The organism is Streptomyces sp. E-08 (genome assembly GCF_049913095.1).
GTDB lineage: Bacteria > Actinomycetota > Actinomycetes > Streptomycetales > Streptomycetaceae > Streptomyces.
Map to the genome: position 1 here is coordinate 7736901 of NZ_CP183971.1, position 19880 is coordinate 7756780.

The window sequence follows — 19880 nt, forward strand, 5'->3', positions numbered from 1 at the left end:
GTTCATCGTAGGGAGGCTCCATCGGGGGTGCATGCGCAGGAGCGTGCGTGTGCCCGCCAATCGGTCGGACGCAGGCCTCGAACGGGTGAGCTGCGGGCTCCGCCGCCCCGCCGCCCGGCGCGCGCTGCCTGATGATCGCAGGCGGTCGGTGGACAGCGGCGCCAGGCGTGCACCGTCCACCGCGGCGCCAGGCCCCGCACCGTCCACCGCGGCGCCAGGCCCCGCACCGTCCACCGCGGTGCGAGCCCGCACCGTCCACCGCGGTGCGAGGCCCGGACCGTCCACTGGGCGCCAAGCCCGCACCGTCCCCCGCGACCCGGAAAGGCCGTCCATGCGCATCCTGCTCGTCGCCGCCGGCTTCAACAGCCTCACCCAGCGCGTCCTGGTCGAGCTGTGCGACCGCGGGCACACCGTCGCCGTGGAGGTCACCCCCGACGGGGCCGCCGTCCGCGAGGCCGTGGCGCGCCACGCGCCCGAGCTGGTCGTGGCCCCCATGCTGAAGGCCGTCGTGCCGCGCGACGTGTGGACGGCGCACCGTTGCCTGATCGTGCACCCCGGGCCCGTGGGCGACCGCGGCCCGTCCTCGCTGGACCACGCGATCCTCGACGGCGTCGAGGAGTGGGGCGTCACCGTCCTCCAGGCCGACGACGAGATGGACGCGGGCGACGTCTGGGCGTCCGCCGGGTTCCGCGTCCCGGAGGTCGGCAAGAGCGACCTGTACCGCAACGAGCTGTCCGACGCCGCCGTGACCGCCGTGCTCCTGGCCGTGGAGAGGGTCGCCGCCGGGGTGGCGCCGCGTCCGCAGACCGGCGAGAGCCGAGCCCGCCCCGCGCTCCGGCAGGAGGAGCGTCGGATCTCGTGGGACGAGGACACCACCGAGACCGTTCTGCGCGCCCTGCGGGCCGCCGACTCGCAGCCCGGTGTGCCGGACCGGCTGCTCGGCGCCGAGTGGTTCCTGCACGGGGGCCACGCGGAGGACGGTCTGCGCGGGCGGCCCGGCGCCCTCCTCGCCACCCGGGCGGGCGCGGTCTGCCGGGCCACCGTGGACGGTGCGGTGTGGATCCCCGAGCTCCGTGCCCGCACCGGCCCCGGCCGTCCGCGTGCCTGCAAGCTCCCCGCCACCCTGGCCCTCGCCGGCCGGTTGCCGGAGCTCCCCGAACTTCCGGCGCCCGCCGAACCGGTGCCGGACCGGCGGACCTGGTCCGACATCCGGTACCGCGAGCAGGGACCGGTCGGCGTCCTGTCCTTCTCGTTCCCCGGCGGGGCGATGAGCACCGACCAGTGCCGCCGCCTCCTCGCCGCGTACGAGACCGCCCGCGGCCGCCCCACCTCCGTCCTGGTGATCGGCGGACAGCGCGACTTCTTCTCCAACGGCATCCACCTGAACGTCATCGAGGCCGCCGCCGACCCCGCAGCCGAGTCCTGGGCCAACATCAACGCCATGAACGACCTGGTCGAGGCCGTGCTCACCACGACGGACCGGCTCGTCGTGAGCGCGATCGGCGGCAACGCCGCCGCCGGCGGCGTGATGCTCGCCCTCGCCGCCGACGAGGTCTGGTGCCGTTCGGGCACGGTGCTCAACCCGCACTACCGGCGCATGGGTCTGTACGGATCCGAGTACTGGACCCGCACCCTGCCCGGGAGGGTCGGCGAGGCCCTGGCCGCGCGCCTCACCGAGGAGGCCCGCCCGGTGTCCGCCGCGGCAGCGCTCGACCTGGGTCTGGTCGACAGGGTCGTCGACTGCGGACCGGGGGAGTTCGCCGCCGAGATCACCCGATCGGCCCTCCACCTGGCATCCCGCGGCGGTCTCCAGCCGCGGATCGCCGCGAAGAAGGCGGAACACGAGCGCGCGGAGTCCGTCGCTCCCCTTGCTGCCCACCGGGAGAGGGAGCTCGCCCGCATGCGGGCGATCTTCGAGGATCCCGCCGCGAGCTACCACGCGCGGCGCCGGGCCTTCGTCCGTAAGGAGGCAGGCTCGCGAGCGGCGGTCCCGGACGGCCCAGGTGCGGGCGCGGGCGGATCGGCCGACTGTTAAGCAAGACCCAGGCCCGAAACGAGGCCTTCGCCCCATCCCTCCTCAGGAGGCGACCCATGAGCGCAGTGAAGCCGGCCCCGGTCGAGGACCAGGGTGCCGCACCCGGCAGCGAAGAGAAGCCGATCCACATCCTCTGGATCAACGCGGGTCTGAGCTGTGACGGCGACTCGGTGGCCCTGACCGCCGCCATGCAGCCCAGCATCGAGGAGATCGCCCTCGCGGGGCTGCCGGGGCTGCCCAGGATCGCGGTCCACTGGCCGCTGATCGACTTCGAGTGCGGTCCGGTGGGCGGCGCCGACACTTTCATCGAGTGGTTCTTCAAGGGGGAGCGGGGTGAGATCGACCCGTTCGTCCTGGTCGTCGAGGGGTCCATCCCGAACGAGGCGATCAAGCAGGAGGGCTACTGGAGCGGTTTCGGCGACGACCCGGAGACCGGTCAGCCCATCACCACCAGCGAGTGGATCGACCGGCTGGCGCCCAAGGCCCTCGCGGTGGTCGCGATCGGTACCTGCGCCACGTACGGCGGCATCCACGCCATGGCGGGGAACCCGACCGGCGCGATGGGCCTCCCGGACTACCTCGGCTGGGACTGGAAGTCGCATGCCGGCATCCCCATCGTGTGCGTGCCCGGCTGCCCCATCCAGCCCGACAACTTCGCGGAGACACTGACCTACCTGCTCTACCAGGCGGTCGGCTCCGCGCCCATGATCCCGCTCGACGACAAGCTCCGGCCGACCTGGCTGTTCGGGGCGACCGTGCACGAGGGCTGCGACCGGGCCGGCTACTACGAGCAGGGCCAGTTCGCGTCGACGTACGACTCGCCCACGTGCCTGGTGAAGCTCGGCTGCTGGGGTCCGGTCGTCAAGTGCAACGTCCCCAAGCGCGGCTGGATCAACGGGGTCGGCGGCTGTCCGAACGTCGGCGGCATCTGCATCGCGTGCACGATGCCCGGATTCCCGGACAAGTTCATGCCGTTCATGGACGAACCTCCCGGCGGCAAGGTCTCCAGCACCGCCAGCGGCGTGTACGGCTCCGTCATCCGCCGCCTGCGGACCATCACGGCCCGAACCGTGGACAAGGAGCCGAAGTGGCGGCACACCGGCGAGCGGATCACCACCGGCTACCGGCCGCCCTGGTGACCGTGACCCCCTCGCGCGACCCCCGCAGGACCCCCCATCCACCCCCCTGTTCGCGTAGTCGAAGAGTTGACGAAGGGCACGAAAGCGACCATGGCATCTCCGGCGAAGACGACGGGTGACGGCTCCGGCCTTGTGGAGATGGCCTGGGACCCCATCACCCGGATCGTGGGCAGCCTCGGCATCCACACGAAGATCGATTTCAAACAGAAGCGCGTCGCGGAGTGCTACAGCACGTCCTCCGTCTTCCGCGGCTACAGCGTCTTCATGCGGGGCAAGGACCCCCGCGACGCGCATTTCATCACCAGCCGCATCTGCGGCATCTGCGGTGACAACCACGCGACCTGCTCCGTGTACGCGCAGAACATGGCGTACGGCGTGAAGCCGCCGCACCTCGGTGAGTGGATCATCAACCTCGGCGAGTCCGCGGAGTACATGTTCGACCACAACATCTTCCAGGAGAACCTGGTCGGGGTCGACTACTGCGAGAAGATGGTCCGCGAGACCAACCCGGGCGTCCTGGAGCTCGCCGAGCGCACCGAGGCACCGCACGCCGCCGAGCACGGCTACCGCACGATCGCGGACATCATGCGCTCCCTCAACCCCCTCGAGGGCGAGTTCTACCGCGAGGCGCTCCAGGTCAGCCGCTACACCCGGGAGATGTTCTGTCTCATGGAGGGGCGGCACGTCCACCCCTCCACCCTCTACCCCGGCGGTGTCGGCACGGTCGCGTCCGTCCAGCTGTTCACCGACTACATGAGCCGCCTCATGCGGTACGTGGAGTTCATGAAGCGGGTCGTCCCGCTCCACGACGACCTCTTCGACTTCTTCTACGAGGCGCTGCCCGGCTACGAGGAGGTCGGCCGCCGCCGCGTGCTGCTCGGCTGCTGGGGCGCCCTCAACGACCCCGAGCACTGTGACTTCACCTACGCCAACATGACCGACTGGGGCCGGCGGATGTTCGTCACCCCCGGTGTCGTCGTCGACGGCAAACTGGTGACCAACGACCTCACCGAGATCAACCTCGGCATCCGGATCCTGCTCGGCAGCTCGTACTACGAGGACTGGCAGGGCCAGGAGCAGTTCGTCACCCACGACCCCCTGGGCAACCCGGTCGACCCGCGCCACCCGTGGAACCAGCACACCATCCCCGCCCCGCAGAAGCGGAACTTCGACGACAAGTACAGCTGGGTCATGTCCCCGCGCTGGTTCGACGGCAAGGACCACCTGGCACTGGACACCGGCGGCGGCCCCCTCGCGCGCCTGTGGTCCACCGCGCTCTCCGGCCTCGTCGACATCGGTTACATCAAGGCCACCGGGCACAGCGTCGTCATCAACCTCCCCCGGACGATGACCAAGCCGGAGACCACCTTCGAGTGGAAGATCCCGAAGTGGAGCAACGCCCTGGAGCGCAACCGCGCCCGGACCTACTTCCAGGCGTACGCGGCCGCCGTCGCCCTGCACTGCGCCGAGAAGGGCCTGGAGGAGGTCCGCGCCGGACGCACGCAGACGTGGGAGAAGTTCGAGGTGCCGGACGAGTCCATCGGCGTCGGCTTCACCGAGGCCGTACGGGGCGTCCTCTCGCACCACATGGTCATCAGGGACGGCAAGATCGCCAACTACCACCCCTACCCGCCGACGCCGTGGAACGCCTCCACGCGGGACACGTTCGGGACCCCCGGTCCGTACGAGGACGCGGTGCAGAACACCCCGATCTTCGAGGAGAACACGCCCGAGAACTTCAAGGGCATCGACATCATGCGCGCCGTGCGCAGCTTCGACCCCTGCCTGCCGTGCGGCGTCCACATGTACACCGGCAGCGGCAGGACCGTGAAGCAGATGCACGTGCCCACCGGCCTGAGCGGTCTGGCCGGATGAGCACGACCACCGCCGAACAGGCGGGCCGACGGGTCGAGGAGGTCCTGGACCGGCTCGCCGAGCAAGGCGACGCCGAGGCCTGCGCGGCCGCGGAGGAAGTCGTACGCGTCCTCATGGAGTTCTACGGCAGCGGCATCGCCCGCGTCGTCGAACTCCTGGGGCGTCCCGCCGCCGGTCCGCCCGCCGACCCGCTGGGCCCGCTGCTCGCGGACGACCTCGTCGCGAGCCTCCTCAACCTGCACGGACTGCACCCCGAGGACGCGCCGACCCGCATCGCACGCGCCCTGTCCGCGCTGCCGCAGCCCGTGGAGAACGCCGGCTTCGACCCGGCGACGGGCGTGCTGCGGCTGCGGGCGACCGCCTCGTCCGGCTGCGGCTGCTCCGGCACCCAGGACTCCGTCCGGCAGGCGGCCGTGGACGCCCTGGCCTGCTTCGCCCCCGAGGTGACCGGCGTGGAACTGGAGAGCGGCGCCCCGCGCGAACCGGCGCTGCTCCAGATCGGCACCCGTCCGTCGCTCGCGGGCGCGGACGGCCGATCGTCGGCCGCCCGGTGAACGGGCCCCCGAACAGCGCGGTGCGGCCCCCGGGCCCCACCGGGCTGCGCCGGTTCACCACCCCCCGCCCGCCCCGCGAGGAGCGCTGCGAACTGTGCGGCGCCCCGCTGGCGGCCGAGGAGCGCCACCCGCACCTCGTCGACACCGACCAGCGGGCCCTGGTCTGCGCCTGCGGCCCGTGCGCGCAGCTCATGGACCGCTCCGCCGCCTCCCCGGGGCGGTTCCGGGCGGTCCCCGGCCGCTTCCTCAGGGACCCCGGCCACCGGATCGACGACCGGACCTGGGAGTCGCTGCGGATCCCCGTCTCGGTCGCGTTCCTCTTCCACAACTCCGCGCTCGACCGGCCGGTGGCGCTCTACCCGAGCCCCGCCGGCGCCACGGAGGGCGAACCGGACGAAGAGGCCTGGCGGTCCGTCCTCGACGCCACCCGGCTCGCCGCCCACCTCGAACCCGACGTCGAGGCCCTGCTGCTGCGCCGCCACGACGGCCGCACCGAGTGCTTCCTCGTGCCGATCGACCTCTGCTACGAACTGGTGGGCCGCATGCGACTGCACTGGCAGGGCTTCGACGGAGGCGCGGAGGCCCGGGCGGACCTCGACGACCTCTTCGCCCGCGTCCGAGGCCTGGCCCGCGAGCCACAGGGGAGCCGGCCGTGACCGAGTTCTCCTTCAGCTGCACCGGCGTCCGCGCCGACGCCTACGCGGCCGGACCCACGCTCGTGTTCCGGCTGCGGATCACCGCCACCGGCGGCACCCGGGTCCACGCCATGGCCCTGCGCTGCCAGATCCGCGTCGAACCCGCCCGGCGCGGCTACGACGACATCGAGGCCGCCGCCCTCGGCGACCTCTTCGGCGAACGCTCCCGGTGGGGCAGCACCCTCAACCCGGTCCAGTTCGCCCACGCCTCCGTCATGGTGCCCGGCTTCACCGACGAGATCGAGACCGACCTCGTCGTGCCGTGCACCTACGACACCGACATCGCCGCCTCCCGCTACTTCCGGGCGCTCTCCGACGGCGACGTCCCGCTGCTCCTGCTCTTCTCCGGCACCGCCTTCACCGGCGCCGGCGGCTTCCACGTCGAGCCCGTGCCCTGGGACAAGGAGGTCTCCCACCGCATGCCCGTGAAGGTCTGGCGCGAGATGATCGACCAGCACTTCCCCGGCTGCGGATGGATCCGGCTCCCGGGCGACGCGATGGACGCCCTGCTCGCCTACCGCTCCCGCCGGGCCCTCCCGTCGTGGGAGGCCACCGTCGAGTCCCTGCTCGAAGCGGCGGGGGAGAGGACCCCATGACCACGGTCGCCTTCACCCCCGTCACCGAGGCGCGGTTCGCCGTCGCCCGGCACGTCGCCGACGCCGTCCTCTTCGAGGGGTACGTCCTCTACCCGTACCGCGCGTCCGCCGCGAAGAACCGGCTCCGCTGGCAGTTCGGGGTCCTCGTCCCGCCGTCCTGGAGCGCCGCCGCCGAGGAGCACGACTTCCAGCTCACCGAGTGCCTGATGGAGCCCAGGACCGGCGCCGAACTCTCCGTGGAGGTCCGTTTCCTGCGTGCCCAGCGGCGCACCGTCGAGGAATCGCGCGAGGACGGCACCTTCGCCCCGACCGGCGAACTCCGCCTGCCCGACCGGGTCCTCGTGCCCTGGGACGAGGGCGTCGAGGAACGCGTCACCCTCACCGTGCCCGTCGGCGACCTCCGGGGAGACGGCGCCGCCCTGCCCTTCACCCGGCCCGCCGCCGAGGAGACGGAGGACGTCCTCGACCCCGACGGGCGCGTCCTCGGCCGGCTCGTACGCCGCCGCGAGGAGATCAGCGGCACCCTGCGGATCTCGGCGGCCGAACTCGACGGCCCGTACCGCGTCGAGCGCCTGTCGGTCACGGTGGAGAACACCAGCGACTGGACCGCCGAGCGGGACACCGACCGCCACGCGGCACTGCCGTACTCCCTCGTCGCCACCCACACCCTGCTCCGCCTCGACGGCGGCTCGTTCCTGTCGATGACCGACCCGCCGGAGTGGGCGAAGGGCGCCGTCGCGGCCTGCCGCAACCTGCACACCTGGCCCGTCCTCGCCGGAGAACCCGGCCGCGGCGACCTCGTGCTCTCCTCGCCGATCATCCTGGAGGACCACCCGGCCATCGCGCCCGAGAGCCCCGGCGCCCTCTACGACGCGACCGAGATCGACGAGATCCTCGCCCTGCGCACGGCGGCCCTCACCGACGAGGAGAAGCGCGAGGCCCGGGGGACCGACGCCCGCGCGGCGGCGGTGATCGAGCTGGCGGACACCATGCCGCCCGAAGTCCTCGAACGTCTGCACGGCGCGGTACGGAGCCTCCAGAGCATCACCGGGCCCCCGAAGCCGGCCGGGAACATCCTCGAACCGGACACCCCGTGGTGGGACCCGGGAGGCGACACCGGTGTCGACCCGGGCAGCGACCACGTCCTCGTCGACGGTCGCGCCGTCCGCGCGGGCAGCAGGGTCGTCCTGCGCCCACGGCTCCGCCGCACGGACGCCCAGGACCTGTTCCTCGACGGGCGCGGCGCGCTGGTCGAGGCGGTCCTCCACGACGTCGACGGCGGAGTCCACATCGCGGTGACCGTGGAGGACGACCCGGGCGCCGACATCCGGCGCGAGCAGGGCCGGTTCCTCTACTTCCAGCCCGACGAGGTCGAAGCCCTGGAGGACGTGTGAACCGCCCCGCGCCCGGGGCGCCCGGCACGGCCCGCACCCTCGTGGCCGGCGTGGGCAACATCTTCCTCGGCGACGACGGCTTCGGCGTGGAGACCCTGCGGCGGCTCGCCCGTGAGGAACTCCCCGCCCATGTCGAGCTGACCGACGTCGGGGTCCGGGGCGTCCACCTCGCCTACGAACTCCTCGACGGCTGGGACACCCTCGTCCTCGTCGACGTCACCGCCCGCGGCGGCGAACCGGGCACGCTCTATCTGATCGACGCCTCGGCGGCCGACGCCCGCGGCACGGAGCCCGCGCCGCTCGACGGCCACCGGATGACCCCCGACGCCGTCCTCGCCCTGCTCGACACCCTGTGCGCGGGAACCGGGGCCGCGCCGCCCCGGCGGATCCTCGTCGTCGGCTGCGAACCGGCCCTCCTCGACGAGGGCATCGGGCTCAGCCCGCAGGTCGCCGCTGCCGTGCCCGAGGCGGTGCGCATGGTGACCGAACTGGTCCGCCAGGAAGCCGTCGTATGACCACCGAAACGGAGAGCACCATGCACAGGAGCATCCTCGGCGCCGCAGTCGCCGCCACCGCAGCCCTGGCCGTCGCGGCCGTCGTCGTGGGAGTCCTCCCCGACCTCCGCCGCTACCTGCGCATCAGCAGGATGTGACACCCCTCGGGTCCGGTGGCGGCGGCTGCACCGAACGGACGACACCCCCGCCCGGTCCCGGCGCGCCGGGCGTGCCCCCGCCACCCCCCGTTCTCTAATGGCGCCCGAGGCCCACGCCCGCGCCCAGGACGGAGACCGATGCACGAGATGTCCCTCGCGGTCGCCGTCGTCGACCAGGTGGAGACCGCCGCGAGGTCGCGCGGGGCCGCCGGCGTCAGCAGCATCGCCCTGGACGTGGGCGAGCTGGCGGGCGTCGTCGCCGACGCCCTCGCCTTCTGCTTCGAACTCGCCTGCGCCGGAACCGTCGTCGAGGGCGCCGAGCTCATCACCCGTACCGTCCCCGGCACCGCGCGCTGCACACCGTGCGCCGAGGTCTGGCCGGTCGGCATGCCGCCGACCCTGCTCTGCCCCGGCTGCGGCGCCGCCGCCGCCGAACTCGTCTCCGGCCGCGAACTCCGGATCAGGGAGGTCCGCTGGGCCGATCCCGGGATCGGGGAGGTCCCCCGGGCCGACCCCGGGGCGCCGCGCGAGGAACACCGCCAACCGATCACCGAGGAGAGCTGAGCATGTGCCGAGCCGTCGATCTCCAGCGTGCCGTTCTCGCCAAGAACGAGGCCGCGGCACAGATCCTGCGCACCGAACTGACCGCCCGCGGCACCACGGTGGTCAACCTGCTCTCCAGCCCCGGCAGCGGGAAGACCGCCCTGCTGGAGCGCGAACTGCGCCTCGCCGGTGAACGGGGCGTCAGTGCCGCCGCGCTCACCGCCGACCTCGCCACCGAGAACGACGCCCGCCGCCTGGCCCGCTCGGGCGCCCCCGTCAAGCAGGTGCTCACCGACGGCCTCTGCCATCTGGAAGCCGACATGGTCGCCCGGCACCTGCACGACTGGCTGCCCGAGACCACCCGGCTGCTGTTCGTCGAGAACGTCGGCAACCTCGTCTGCCCCGCCGGCTACGACCTGGGCGAGTCGCTCCGCGTCGTCCTCGCCTCGGTCACCGAGGGGGAGGACAAGCCGCTCAAGTACCCCACCGCGTTCGGCCTCGCCCAGCTCGTGATCGTCACCAAGACCGACATGGCCGAGGTCGCCGAGTTCGACGAGACGGCCTTCCGCGCGAACGTGCAGCAGGTCAACCCCGGCGTCGAGGTCGTCCTCAGCTCGGTGCGTGACGGCCGGGGAGCCGGCGCGCTCCTCGACCGGGCCCTCGCCACGGCCGAGGGCGACCGCGTCCACACCCCGGTGATGGCCCGGGCCGGCGCGTGACCACGGCGCGGCCCGGACCCGCCCCCGCCACGGCCCCGCGGCGCAGCCGGGTGGTCGTCCGCGGCGTCGTGCAGGGGGTCGGCTTCCGGCCCTTCGTCTACGCCCTCGCCACCGGCCTCCGGCTGTCCGGCCACGTCACGAACACGGCCGACGGCGTCGTCGCGGAGGTCGAGGGAGACCCCGCGGACGTCGCGTCCTTCTGCGCCCGCCTCGCGCCCGACGCCCCACCCCTGGCCCGGGTCCAGTCGGTCGAGGCGGCCGAGGTGGCCGCGAGCGGCGGCAGCGGGTTCACGATCGTCCCCTCCCGCGGGGGCGGCGCCGTCCGCACCCTCGTCCCGCCGGACACCGCCACCTGCGACGACTGCCTCACGGAGTTGGCGGACCCCGCCGACCGGCGGTACCTGCACCCCTTCATCACGTGCACCCACTGCGGCCCCCGGTTCACGATCGTCACGGGACTGCCGTACGACCGGGTCCACACCACCATGGCCGGCTTCCCGATGTGTCCGGACTGCGCCCGGGAGTACGCGGACCCCGCCGACCGGCGCTTCCACGCACAGCCCGTCGCCTGCCCCCACTGCGGGCCCCGGCTGCGGCTGGTCACGGGGCCCCTCGACACCGGCCGGGCCCCCGACGCCGACCGGGCCGTCCCCGGCCGCGCCCCCGGTCCCGACCCGGTCGCCGCCGCACGCACCATGCTCGCCTCCGGCGCGATCCTCGCCGTCAAAGGCCTCGGCGGCTACCACCTGGCCTGCGACGCGACGAACCCCGACGTGGTGGCCGAACTGCGCCGCCGCAAGGCGCGCGGTGACAAACCGTTCGCGATGATGGCCGCCGGCCTCGCCGACATCGAGCCCCTCGCGCACCTCGGCCCGCTCGAACGCGACCTCCTCACCGGCGGCGTCCGGCCCGTCGTCCTGCTGCGCCGCCGCGACGACGCACAGCACCGCCACGGGGCCTCCCCGGCCCCGGCGGTGGCCCCCGGCAGCCCCGACCTCGGCTTCATGCTCCCGTACACCCCCGTGCACCACCTCCTCCTCGGCCTCGGCGCGGCGGACCGGGAAGGACCCCGGCTCCTCGTGATGACCAGCGGCAACCTCTCGGGCGAGCCCATCGTCACGGACGACGCGGAGGCGCTGACCCGGCTCGCCGGACTCGCGGACGCCTGGCTGCTGCACGACCGGCCCATCCACGTGCCCTGCGACGACTCCGTCGTCCGCGTCTGCGACGGCGAGCAGCTGACGCTGCGCCGCTCCCGGGGCTGGGCACCGCTGCCGGTCACGCTGCCCGTCGAGGTCGCCCCCTCCCTCGCCGTGGGAGGGGACCTGAAGAACACCTTCTGCCTCGGCGACGGACGCCAGGCCTGGCTCTCCGCCCACATCGGCGACATGGACGACCTCGCCACCCAGCTCGCCCTCACCTCCGCCGAGCGGCAGCTGGAGTCCGTCACGGGCGTACGGCCCGGACTGCTCGCCGCCGACCGTCACCCCGCCTACCGGTCCACCCGCTGGGCCCGCGACCACGCGGCGGGACGGCCCGTCGTCCCCGTACAGCACCACCACGCGCACGTCGCGTCGGCGATGGCCGAGAACGGCCTCGACGGCACGGCCCCCGTGATCGGCGTCGCCTTCGACGGCACCGGCTACGGTCTCGACGGCGCCGTGTGGGGCGGTGAGTTCCTGCTCGCGGACTACGCCGGGTTCGAGCGGTTCGCCCACCTGGCCTACGTGCCCCTGCCGGGCGGCGACGCGGCCGTACGGCGGCCCTACCGCATGGCCCTGGCCCACCTGCGGGCCGCGGGCCTCGCCGCCGACCTTGCGCTGCCGTGCACGCGCGCCTGCGCGCCAGGAGAACTACCCGTACTGAAAAGGCAGTTGGAGCGCGGCCTGAACTGTGCGCCCACGTCCAGCATGGGGCGCCTCTTCGACGCCGTCTCCTCCCTCGCGGGCATCCGCCACCACGCGGGATACGAGGCGCAGGCCGCGATCGAACTGGAGGCCGCGGCCCTGCGCGCACCCGCCGTGGCCGAGGACGGACGCTACGCCTTCCGCCTCGCCTCGCCCCACGCCGGTGCCCCGCGCACCGCGGACCCCGCACCCCTGCTGGCCGCGGTGGTCGCCGACGTCCTGGACGGGACCCCCGCGACCGTCGTCGCGGCGCGGTTCCACCTCGCCGTGGCCCGGCTCGTGCGTACGGTCTGCGCCGCCGCCCGCGGCGAGACCGGCGTGGAGACCATCGCCCTGACCGGGGGAGTGTTCGCCAACACGCTGCTCTCCTCGGCCTGCGCCGAAGGACTGCGGGAGGACGGCTTCACCGTGCTGCGCCACCGCCTGATCCCGCCGAACGACGGCGGTCTGGCCCTCGGCCAGCTCGTCGTGGCCGCCCGGATCACCGACGGGGCGGCCCGCGGAACGCCGCGACGAGAGCGACAGTGAGGAGACACGCATGTGCCTGGCGGTACCCGGAAGAGTGCTGGACGTCGAGGACCGGGACGGCACCCGGATGGCCACGGTCGACTTCGGAGGCGTGGTCAAGGAGGTGTGCCTGGAGTACCTGCCGGACCTGAAGCCCGGTGAGTACGCCATCGTGCACGTGGGCTTCGCCCTCCAGAGGCTCGACGAGGAGTCGGCCAGGCGGACGCTGGAGCTGTTCGAGACCCTCGGCCTGCTCCAGGAGGAGTTCGGGGACCCGTGGGAGGCCGCCGAGGCCGAGGCCGCGGGAATCGAGTGGCAGACGCAGGACGAGGTCCACGGAGAGGCGCGGCCGTGAAGTACATCGACGAGTTCCAGAACCCGGAGCTGGCGGGCCGGCTGCTCGACGAGATCCGTGCGGCCGTGACCCGCCCCTGGGCCCTGATGGAGGTCTGCGGGGGCCAGACCCACAGCATCATCCGGCACGGTGTCGACCAGCTCCTGCCACCCGAGATCGAGCTGATCCACGGCCCTGGCTGTCCGGTCTGCGTCACGCCGCTGGAGATGATCGACAAGGCCCTGGAGATCGCCTCCCGGCCGGGGGTGATCTTCTGCTCGTTCGGCGACATGCTCCGAGTCCCCGGCACGGGCCGCGACCTCTTCCAGGTCCGCGGGCAGGGCGGCGACGTCCGGGTGGTCTACTCCCCGCTGGACGCGCTGCGGATCGCCGAGCAGAACCCGGACCGGGAGGTGGTCTTCTTCGGCATCGGCTTCGAGACCACGGCGCCGCCCAACGCGATGACGGTCCATCAGGCGCGCAAGCGGAACATCCGCAACTTCAGCCTGCTCGTCTCCCACGTCCGCGTCCCCCCGGCGATCGACGCGATCATGCGGTCCCCGGACTGCCGCGTCCAGGGCTTCCTCGCGGCCGGCCACGTCTGCAGCGTGATGGGCACGGCCGAGTACCCGGAGCTCGCGCGACGCCACCAGGTGCCGATCGTGGTCACCGGATTCGAGCCGCTGGACATCCTGGAAGGCGTCCGCAGGACCGTGCTCCAGCTGGAGCGGGGTGAGCACACCGTCGAGAACGCCTACGAGCGTGCCGTGACGGCAGAGGGCAATCCGGCGGCACAGGCGATGCTGAGCGACGTCTTCGAGATCACCGACCGGGCCTGGCGCGGCATCGGCGTCATCCCGGCCAGTGGCTGGCGCCTCTCCGAACGCTACCGGGACCACGACGCCGAGCACCGCTTCTCCGTAGGGGGGATCGACACCCGCGAGCCCGCCGAGTGCCGCAGCGGCGAAGTCCTCCAGGGCCTGCTGAAACCGAACGAGTGCGAGGCGTTCGGCACCACCTGCACCCCCCGCTCCCCGCTCGGCGCCACCATGGTGTCCAGCGAAGGCGCCTGCGCCGCCTACTACCTCTACCGGCGGCTCGACGCGGGCACCCCGGGACAGCGGCCTCCCGCCCCGGCCCGCACGGCCCCCGGCACCCCGACCCCGGTCACCGCCTCCCTGGAGGGCAGCCCCCTTGCCTGACACCGTGCCCGACACCACCGTCAGCACCACCCCGGCGGTCGCCGCCCCGCAGCCGGCGCCCGACATGCTCGCCTGGACCTGCCCCGCGCCCCTGCGCGACCAGCCGCGCATCGTCATGGGCCACGGCGGCGGCGGAGCACTCTCCGCCGAGCTGATCGAGCACGTCTTCGCGCCCGCCTACGGCGGACCGGCCCTCGCCCACACCGCCGACGCGGCCGAGATCCGGATCGGCGGCGCCCGCCTGGCGTTCTCCACGGACTCCTTCGTGGTACGCCCCCTGTTCTTCCCCGGGGGCAGCATCGGCGACCTCGCCGTCAACGGCACCGTGAACGACCTCGCCATGAGCGGCGCCCGCGCGAGCCACCTCTCCTGCGGGTTCATCCTGGAGGAAGGCGTCGAGACCGACGTCGTCGCCCGCGTCGCGCAGGACCTCGGCGCAGCGGCGCGCGGGGCCGGAGTCCAGGTCGTCACCGGTGACACCAAGGTCGTGGAGGCCGGTCACGGCGACGGCATCTACATCAACACCTCGGGCGTCGGACTGATCCCCGACGGCGTCGACCTGCGCCCGCAGCGGGTCGTGCCCGGGGACGTGGTGATCGTGAGCGGCCCGATCGGTCTGCACGGCGTGGCGATCATGAGCGTGCGGGAGGGCCTCGAATTCGGTGTCGAGATCACCAGCGACTGCGCACCGCTCGGTGGCGTCGTCGAGGCGATGCTCGCCGTCACACGGGACCTGCACGTGCTGCGCGACCCCACGCGCGGGGGTCTGGCCGCATCCCTGAACGAGATCGCGGCGGCGTCGGGGACGGGCGTCGTCATCCAGGAGCGTGCCGTTCCGGTCCCCGAGGCGGTCGGCAACGCGTGCGCGGTGCTCGGACTCGACCCCATGTACGTGGCGAACGAGGGCAAGCTCGTGGCCTTCGTCCCGCGTGAGCACGCGGACGCCGTACTGGCCGCGATGCGCGCCCACCCCCTGGGCGCCGGAGCGGCGGTGATCGGCGAGGCGGTCGAGACCCACCCGGGCATGGTGGTGGCGCGGACCGGACTCGGCGGCACCCGCGTCGTGGACATGCCGCTCGGAGAGCAGCTGCCGCGGATCTGCTGAGCTCAGACCCGGCGGCCGGGTCGCCCGCGGGAGGTGTCGAGGGTCCACGTGTGGGTGCAGTTCGGGCACTGCAGGTGGACCCGGGGCCCCTTGTTCCCGATCAGGTAGCGCCAGTGGCTCCGGCAGTTCCGGAGGTCCAGGCACGTCCCGCAGTCACGGGCGTCGTCGCAGCCGGGGCACGCGACCCAGGCCCGCCGGGCCGGGTCGGCGTGGGGATCAATCGGAAGACGCACGGCCCCGCACCTCCCCGGGCAGGACACCGGCCGCGACCAGCATCGCGTGCACCTTCTGCTGCTCCTCGTCCAGGTTCGAGTACAGCAGTGCGTGCGCCGCCTCCTCCTCGCGCAGAACGGCCACGGGGTCCCAGTCGGGCCCGAGCGCCGCCACGACCTCGGCACGCCGACGTGCCTCCTCGACGGTGAGGTCGATGCTGAAGCCGACCAGGTCGGAATGAGAGTCGGGGGCGTGGTCCATGGGGGGACTTTCCGGGTGAATCGAACAAGTACGCCACCACGTCTACCAGAGCGCACGGCGCGCGCGGAAGGGCCCGACGTGCCTTCGACAGCCCCTGTGGCACACCTCATGCCGCCGGGGGCGTGGGCGTCGACCGGGCGTGGTTGTCCGGGCCGGACGACCACGCGTCCGGCCCGGACACCGGGGCGTCAGCCCTTGTGGCCGGTCAGTTCCGCCCTGACCTCGCGGCGGTCGGCGGCCGGCTCGGCGGCGATGGCCGAGGGGCCCCGGGACAGCCCGCGGGCCGCGTGGCGATCTCGGTGGCCTTCTGGCGGGCGAAGGACAGCCAGCGGCGGATCTCCGGGTCGATGTCGCGCTCGGCGGTCGCGTCGAGCGGCACGTGCGGCGGCGAGCAGACAGTCAGGCGGGACGGGCCGTCAGGAGCAGCGCGACACGCCGTCGGTGCCGCGGGCCCTCAGGTGCCCGGGCCGGGTGCGCCGTGGCCCGTGATGCCCGCCCTGCGCAGGGCCGACCGCCACGCCAGGGCGAACGCCGCCTCGGCCAGGCCCATGAGGACGAGCCACAGTCCGAGCAGCCTGGTCAGGGCCCGGGCCGACTCTGTCGGAAGGGCCAGGACCACGATTCCCGCGACGATGCCGAGGAGCCCGACGGCCATGACGACACCGCGGTGCGGCATGTTCTTCGTGGCGATGGCGGAGTACAGGGTGACGATGCCGGACACCAGCCAGACGGCGCCGACGATGAGCGACAGCGCGGCGATCGTCTGGAGCGGGTTCCTCAGGCACAGCACCCCGCCCAGGACGCACAGGACGGCCACGATCAGGCCGGGCACGCGGTCGCCGCTGTCGCGGCCGAACACGGACACGAAGCGGAAGCCGCCGATCACCAGCAGGTAGAGCCCGATGAGGACGGCGACGACGTGCAAGGTCACGTCCGGCCAGACGAGCAGCAGGATGCCGGGGACGAGGGTCGCGATCGCCGCGCCGAGGAGCCAGGTCCAGGAACGGCCGAGACGTGCCAGCTGGTCCGACGGGTCGCCCGCGGAAGAGCCGAACGGGTCGCCGGTGCTGTCCTCCGGTCCGGTGCCGGGTGCGGAGCCCTGTGACGTGGTCATGTGTCCTCCCGCTCGCCCGGGTGGATGGCCCAGGGAGCCCCGCCCGTCGCACGGCCGCACAGAAGGGCCGGAGACGGACCGTGCGAGGCTCCGGTTCAAGTCTGCACCCTTCGTGGGGCCGCCGCCTCACCTCCGGTTTCGGCCGACGAGCACCGGGGGTCGTCCGAACCTAGCGTGGAGGGTGGGAACCGATCGGACGGAGGAGCGCGAGCATGAGTGACGCCATGGACAAGGCCAAGGGCAGGCTCAAGGAGATCGCCGGCAAGATCACCGGCCACGAGCGCCTCGAGGCCGAGGGAAGGACGGACCAGGCGAAGGCCAGGCTCCGTGAGAAGGCGAAGAGCGTGCGCCACCGGGCCGAGGGAATCATGGACTCGCTCAAGCGCGACCGCTCGTAGCCCCCGCCCCCGCCCCCGCACCCACGCACGGACCGGTTCCGGTGTCCCGCCGCGATCCCGACGACGGCCGGCGGGCCGTCGTACGGCGGCCCCGCCCCGCGGACGGCCCGCCGCGGGGCCGGTGGCGCCGGCCGCTCGGCACCTGGCCCGCCGTCGTCCTGACGGTCGCCGTTCTCGTCGCGGCCAACCTCCTTCTGCACACCTGGACCGGCGCGCTCCGCCTGGTCGCGGCGGTCGTCGTCGCCGTCGTGCTCCTCGGGGTGCTCCGCTGGGCGGGCGGCTCGTGGGCGGACGCGGGGCTGGCGCCCGGGACACTGGCCCGCGGTGCCAGGTGGGCCGCGGCCCTGACGGGGCTCGTCGCGGCCGTCTACCTCGTCGGAGCGCTGCTGCCGGCCACCCGCTCGCTGTTCGAGGACCGGCGGTACGACGGGATGACGGGGGGTGAGCTGGCGGTGCGCGTCCTCGTGGTGGTCCCCGTCGGCACCGTCCTGGTGGAGGAGATCGCCTTCCGCGGGGTGCTCTACGGACTGGTGCGCCGGGCGCGCGGGACGGTCTGGGCGACCACGGTGTCGAGTCTGCTGTTCGGCCTGTGGCACGTCCTGCCGTCCCTGCACCTGGCGACCGCGAAACCCGCCCTGACCGGCGTCTTCGGGGAGTCCGGGCTCGGCTCCGCGGTCGCGGTCGCCGCGGCCGTGCTGTTCACGGCGGCGGCGGGCGTCCTGTTCTGTGAACTGCGCCGCCGCAGCGACAGCCTGCTGGCGCCCATGGGCCTGCACTGGGCGGTGAACGCCTTCGGCTACGTCGTCGGCTTCCTGCTGCGGTGACCCCGCGGCCGTGCCGGGCGCACGGGATCAGTGATCCGGCTGGATGACGTCGCGCAGTCGGTCCAGGTCCTGCGGTGTGAAGCCCGTGGGCCGCATGATCGCGTTCCAGCCGTCGACGTACGCGGCCTTGTACGTGTGACCGTGGCCGTCCGGCACGCCCGTGGAGAACGGCAGGTCCGCGGTCACCTGCCAGAACGTCACGAAGGGGATCCAGACCATCTCGTCGAGCACGTCGCCGCCGGGAGCCTCGCCGATCCAGTCGGGTTCGGAGAGGGCCAGGTCGGGGCTCCACCAGACGATCGGATCGGACGGGTGCATGAGGTACAGCACCCGCGTACCGTTCCACGGCGCTCCCTCCGGCGTGATCCCGGTGGTCGGGTCGTCGGTGAACCGTACGGTCCGCCCGTCCTTGTAGACGGGTTCGTTCTCCGGGCTTCCCGCGTCGCGGTGATCGCTGAACTCGCGGAACAGGGTGTTGAAGTTCGGGGGACCGGCGAACAGGGTGCCCGCGGTGCGGTTGCGCAGGTCGTACTCGCCGCTGAAGGCCGTCTCCGCGCCGAACGACCCCAGGCTCTCGCCCGCCACGAACAGGCGCGGCCGCTGGTCCTGGGGGAGCTTGGACCAGACGTCGTAGACGGCGTCGAAGAGCTCGCGACCGGCCTCGCGCGCCTTCGACTGGTCCACGAGATAGGACAGCCACGACGGCAGGTACGAGTACTGCAACGCCACGGTGGCGGCGTCTCCGTCGCCGAGGTACTCGAAGGAGTCCACGGCGGCGGGATCGACCCAGCCGCTTCCCGTGGTCGTCATCACGAGCAGGTTGGCGCGGTGGAAGCCGCCGGCCCGTACGAGGTCAGCGACGGCCCGCTCCGCGCGCGACTCGGTGGTGTCGGCGGTCGCGAGTCCGGCGTAGGCCCGCACGGGTTCCTGCGCCGGGCGGTGGGTGAACGCCCCGATGTCGGCGGCCGTCGGACCGCTGCCCGTGAAGACCCGGCCCTGTCTGCCGAGCGAGTCCCACGGCACCAGCGACCCCGGCCCGCCGGAGCGCACCGTCGACGTGGGCTGGTGCACGCCTTCGGGTGTCTCCGTGTCGCGCACCGAGAACGCCTCGTTGGCCGCGCTCACGAAGCCGGCCAGCAGGACCCCGCTGACGACGGCCCACGCCAGGCCCGCCACGACGACCCAGCCGACCACCCGCGCCGCGCGGGGACCGATCCAGCGGCGGAGGAGGCCGGCGAGCCGGCGGTACAGACGCCGGAGTCCCCGGGCGGCCAGCAACAGCAGCCAGAAGACGAGCGCGGCGACGAAGGGGCAGGCGATGGTGAAGAGGAGGTTGTAGTCGGTGACCCCCATGAGGGTGCGGATCTCGTGCTGCCAGTACTGGCCGAGACCGAAGGACAGACCGAACAGGACGATCGCGCAGACGGTCAGGACCCGCCACGAACGGTGCGACGGGATCCGCGCCTCCCGGTCGGCGAACGCCCGCCACACCGAGGCCGCGGTCACCCCGAGCCCGTACCCGATGGCCGCGCTGATGCCGCAGATCAGACCCTGGAGGATCCCGCCGCGAGGGAGCAGCGACGGGGAGAAGGAGAGGCAGGCGAGGAGCAGGGCACCCCAGCAGCCGGGGAGCGTGAGGCCGGGCGACCGACGGCGCTTCCAGAAGCCGGTGGCCGGCTCGGGGCCCTCGCTCTCCGCCGCCTCGGGGCTCTCCGCCGCCTCGGGGTCCTCCGCCGCGTCAGGGCTCTCCGCCGCCCCGGCGCCGGGGGAGTCCTCCGGCGTCGGCTTGTGCGGGTCAGGGGCCATGGGTGTC

21 protein-coding genes are annotated in these 19880 nt (G+C 73.2%); 17 read left to right on the forward strand and 4 right to left on the reverse strand.

Going from position 1 to position 19880, the window contains the following annotated elements; genetic code table 11:
* Window positions 1–331 precede the first annotated feature (331 nt).
* The 15 genes from ACN9MM_RS35430 to hypE all read left to right on the forward strand — a co-directional run bounded on the left by ACN9MM_RS35430 (window position 332) and on the right by hypE (window position 15257).
* Window positions 332–2035, forward strand: a complete 1704-nt coding sequence (locus tag ACN9MM_RS35430) for a hydrogenase maturation protein (protein ID WP_426367853.1) — start codon at window positions 332–334, stop codon at window positions 2033–2035.
* A gap of 56 nt (window positions 2036–2091) precedes the next feature.
* Entirely contained in the window at window positions 2092–3174 is a 1083-nt protein-coding gene (locus ACN9MM_RS35435; protein WP_426367854.1) for a hydrogenase expression protein HypE, read from the forward strand.
* Window positions 3175–3264: 90 nt separating this feature from the next.
* Entirely contained in the window at window positions 3265–5049 is a 1785-nt protein-coding gene (locus ACN9MM_RS35440; RefSeq protein ID WP_426367855.1) for a nickel-dependent hydrogenase large subunit, read from the forward strand.
* The gene (locus ACN9MM_RS35445) at window positions 5046–5603 is read left to right on the forward strand and encodes a hypothetical protein (protein WP_426367856.1); all 558 of its coding nucleotides are present in this window, start codon (window positions 5046–5048) and stop codon (window positions 5601–5603) included. The genes ACN9MM_RS35440 and ACN9MM_RS35445 overlap by 4 nt, the downstream gene beginning before the upstream one ends.
* On the forward strand, window positions 5600–6259 hold the full coding sequence (locus tag ACN9MM_RS35450) for a DUF5947 family protein (protein ID WP_426367857.1): 660 nt from the start codon (window positions 5600–5602) through the stop codon (window positions 6257–6259). The genes ACN9MM_RS35445 and ACN9MM_RS35450 overlap by 4 nt, the downstream gene beginning before the upstream one ends.
* A complete protein-coding gene (locus ACN9MM_RS35455; protein WP_426367859.1) occupies window positions 6256–6894 on the forward strand; it encodes a DUF6084 family protein in 639 nt (212 codons plus the stop codon). The genes ACN9MM_RS35450 and ACN9MM_RS35455 overlap by 4 nt, the downstream gene beginning before the upstream one ends.
* Entirely contained in the window at window positions 6891–8288 is a 1398-nt protein-coding gene (locus tag ACN9MM_RS35460; RefSeq protein ID WP_426367860.1) for a hypothetical protein, read from the forward strand. Before ACN9MM_RS35455 ends, ACN9MM_RS35460 begins: the two co-directional genes overlap by 4 nt.
* Complete coding sequence (locus ACN9MM_RS35465) at window positions 8285–8803, forward strand: hydrogenase maturation protease (RefSeq protein WP_426367861.1); 519 nt, start codon at window positions 8285–8287, stop codon at window positions 8801–8803. Before ACN9MM_RS35460 ends, ACN9MM_RS35465 begins: the two co-directional genes overlap by 4 nt.
* Complete coding sequence (locus ACN9MM_RS35470; protein WP_426367863.1) at window positions 8800–8940, forward strand: DUF6893 family small protein; 141 nt, start codon at window positions 8800–8802, stop codon at window positions 8938–8940. The genes ACN9MM_RS35465 and ACN9MM_RS35470 overlap by 4 nt, the downstream gene beginning before the upstream one ends.
* Before the next feature lie 138 nt (window positions 8941–9078).
* Window positions 9079–9504 carry a hydrogenase maturation nickel metallochaperone HypA gene (locus ACN9MM_RS35475; RefSeq protein WP_426367864.1) on the forward strand — a complete coding sequence of 142 codons (426 nt, stop codon included), beginning with the start codon at window positions 9079–9081 and terminating at the stop codon, window positions 9502–9504.
* A 2-nt stretch (window positions 9505–9506) separates the two neighbouring features.
* Entirely contained in the window at window positions 9507–10202 is a 696-nt protein-coding gene (hypB, locus tag ACN9MM_RS35480) for a hydrogenase nickel incorporation protein HypB (RefSeq protein WP_426367865.1), read from the forward strand.
* A complete protein-coding gene (gene hypF / locus ACN9MM_RS35485; protein WP_426367866.1) occupies window positions 10199–12637 on the forward strand; it encodes a carbamoyltransferase HypF in 2439 nt (812 codons plus the stop codon). The genes hypB and hypF overlap by 4 nt, the downstream gene beginning before the upstream one ends.
* A 10-nt stretch (window positions 12638–12647) precedes the next feature.
* A complete protein-coding gene (locus tag ACN9MM_RS35490; RefSeq protein ID WP_426367867.1) occupies window positions 12648–12971 on the forward strand; it encodes a HypC/HybG/HupF family hydrogenase formation chaperone in 324 nt (107 codons plus the stop codon).
* Window positions 12968–14152 carry a hydrogenase formation protein HypD gene (gene hypD, locus ACN9MM_RS35495; RefSeq protein ID WP_426367868.1) on the forward strand — a complete coding sequence of 395 codons (1185 nt, stop codon included), beginning with the start codon at window positions 12968–12970 and terminating at the stop codon, window positions 14150–14152. Before ACN9MM_RS35490 ends, hypD begins: the two co-directional genes overlap by 4 nt.
* Window positions 14153–14216: 64 nt before the next feature.
* Complete coding sequence (hypE, locus tag ACN9MM_RS35500) at window positions 14217–15257, forward strand: hydrogenase expression/formation protein HypE (protein WP_426368910.1); 1041 nt, start codon at window positions 14217–14219, stop codon at window positions 15255–15257.
* Window positions 15258–15259: 2 nt separating this feature from the next.
* Here hypE and ACN9MM_RS35505 read toward each other — a convergent pair whose 3' ends face one another.
* The 3 genes from ACN9MM_RS35505 to ACN9MM_RS35515 form a co-directional block, all read right to left on the reverse strand.
* A complete protein-coding gene (locus tag ACN9MM_RS35505; RefSeq protein WP_426367869.1) occupies window positions 15260–15490 on the reverse strand; it encodes a hypothetical protein in 231 nt (76 codons plus the stop codon).
* A complete protein-coding gene (locus tag ACN9MM_RS35510; RefSeq protein WP_426367870.1) occupies window positions 15474–15731 on the reverse strand; it encodes a DUF6400 family protein in 258 nt (85 codons plus the stop codon). The genes ACN9MM_RS35505 and ACN9MM_RS35510 overlap by 17 nt, the downstream gene beginning before the upstream one ends.
* Before the next feature lie 454 nt (window positions 15732–16185).
* Window positions 16186–16845, reverse strand: coding sequence for an HdeD family acid-resistance protein (locus ACN9MM_RS35515; protein WP_426367871.1), 660 nt, complete (start codon window positions 16843–16845; stop codon window positions 16186–16188).
* A 212-nt stretch (window positions 16846–17057) separates the two neighbouring features.
* Here ACN9MM_RS35515 and ACN9MM_RS35520 point away from each other — a divergent pair, with 212 nt between their 5' ends.
* Both ACN9MM_RS35520 and ACN9MM_RS35525 read left to right on the forward strand, forming a co-directional pair.
* Entirely contained in the window at window positions 17058–17243 is a 186-nt protein-coding gene (locus ACN9MM_RS35520) for a CsbD family protein (RefSeq protein ID WP_426367872.1), read from the forward strand.
* 41 nt (window positions 17244–17284) lie between these two features.
* Window positions 17285–18067 (forward strand): CPBP family intramembrane glutamic endopeptidase, encoded by a 783-nt coding sequence (locus tag ACN9MM_RS35525; RefSeq protein ID WP_426367873.1) that lies wholly within the window; start codon window positions 17285–17287, stop codon window positions 18065–18067.
* A gap of 27 nt (window positions 18068–18094) precedes the next feature.
* Here the strand turns inward: ACN9MM_RS35525 and ACN9MM_RS35530 are convergent, their stop codons facing one another.
* Window positions 18095–19873 (reverse strand): alpha/beta hydrolase, encoded by a 1779-nt coding sequence (locus ACN9MM_RS35530; RefSeq protein ID WP_426367874.1) that lies wholly within the window; start codon window positions 19871–19873, stop codon window positions 18095–18097.
* Window positions 19874–19880 lie beyond the last annotated feature (7 nt).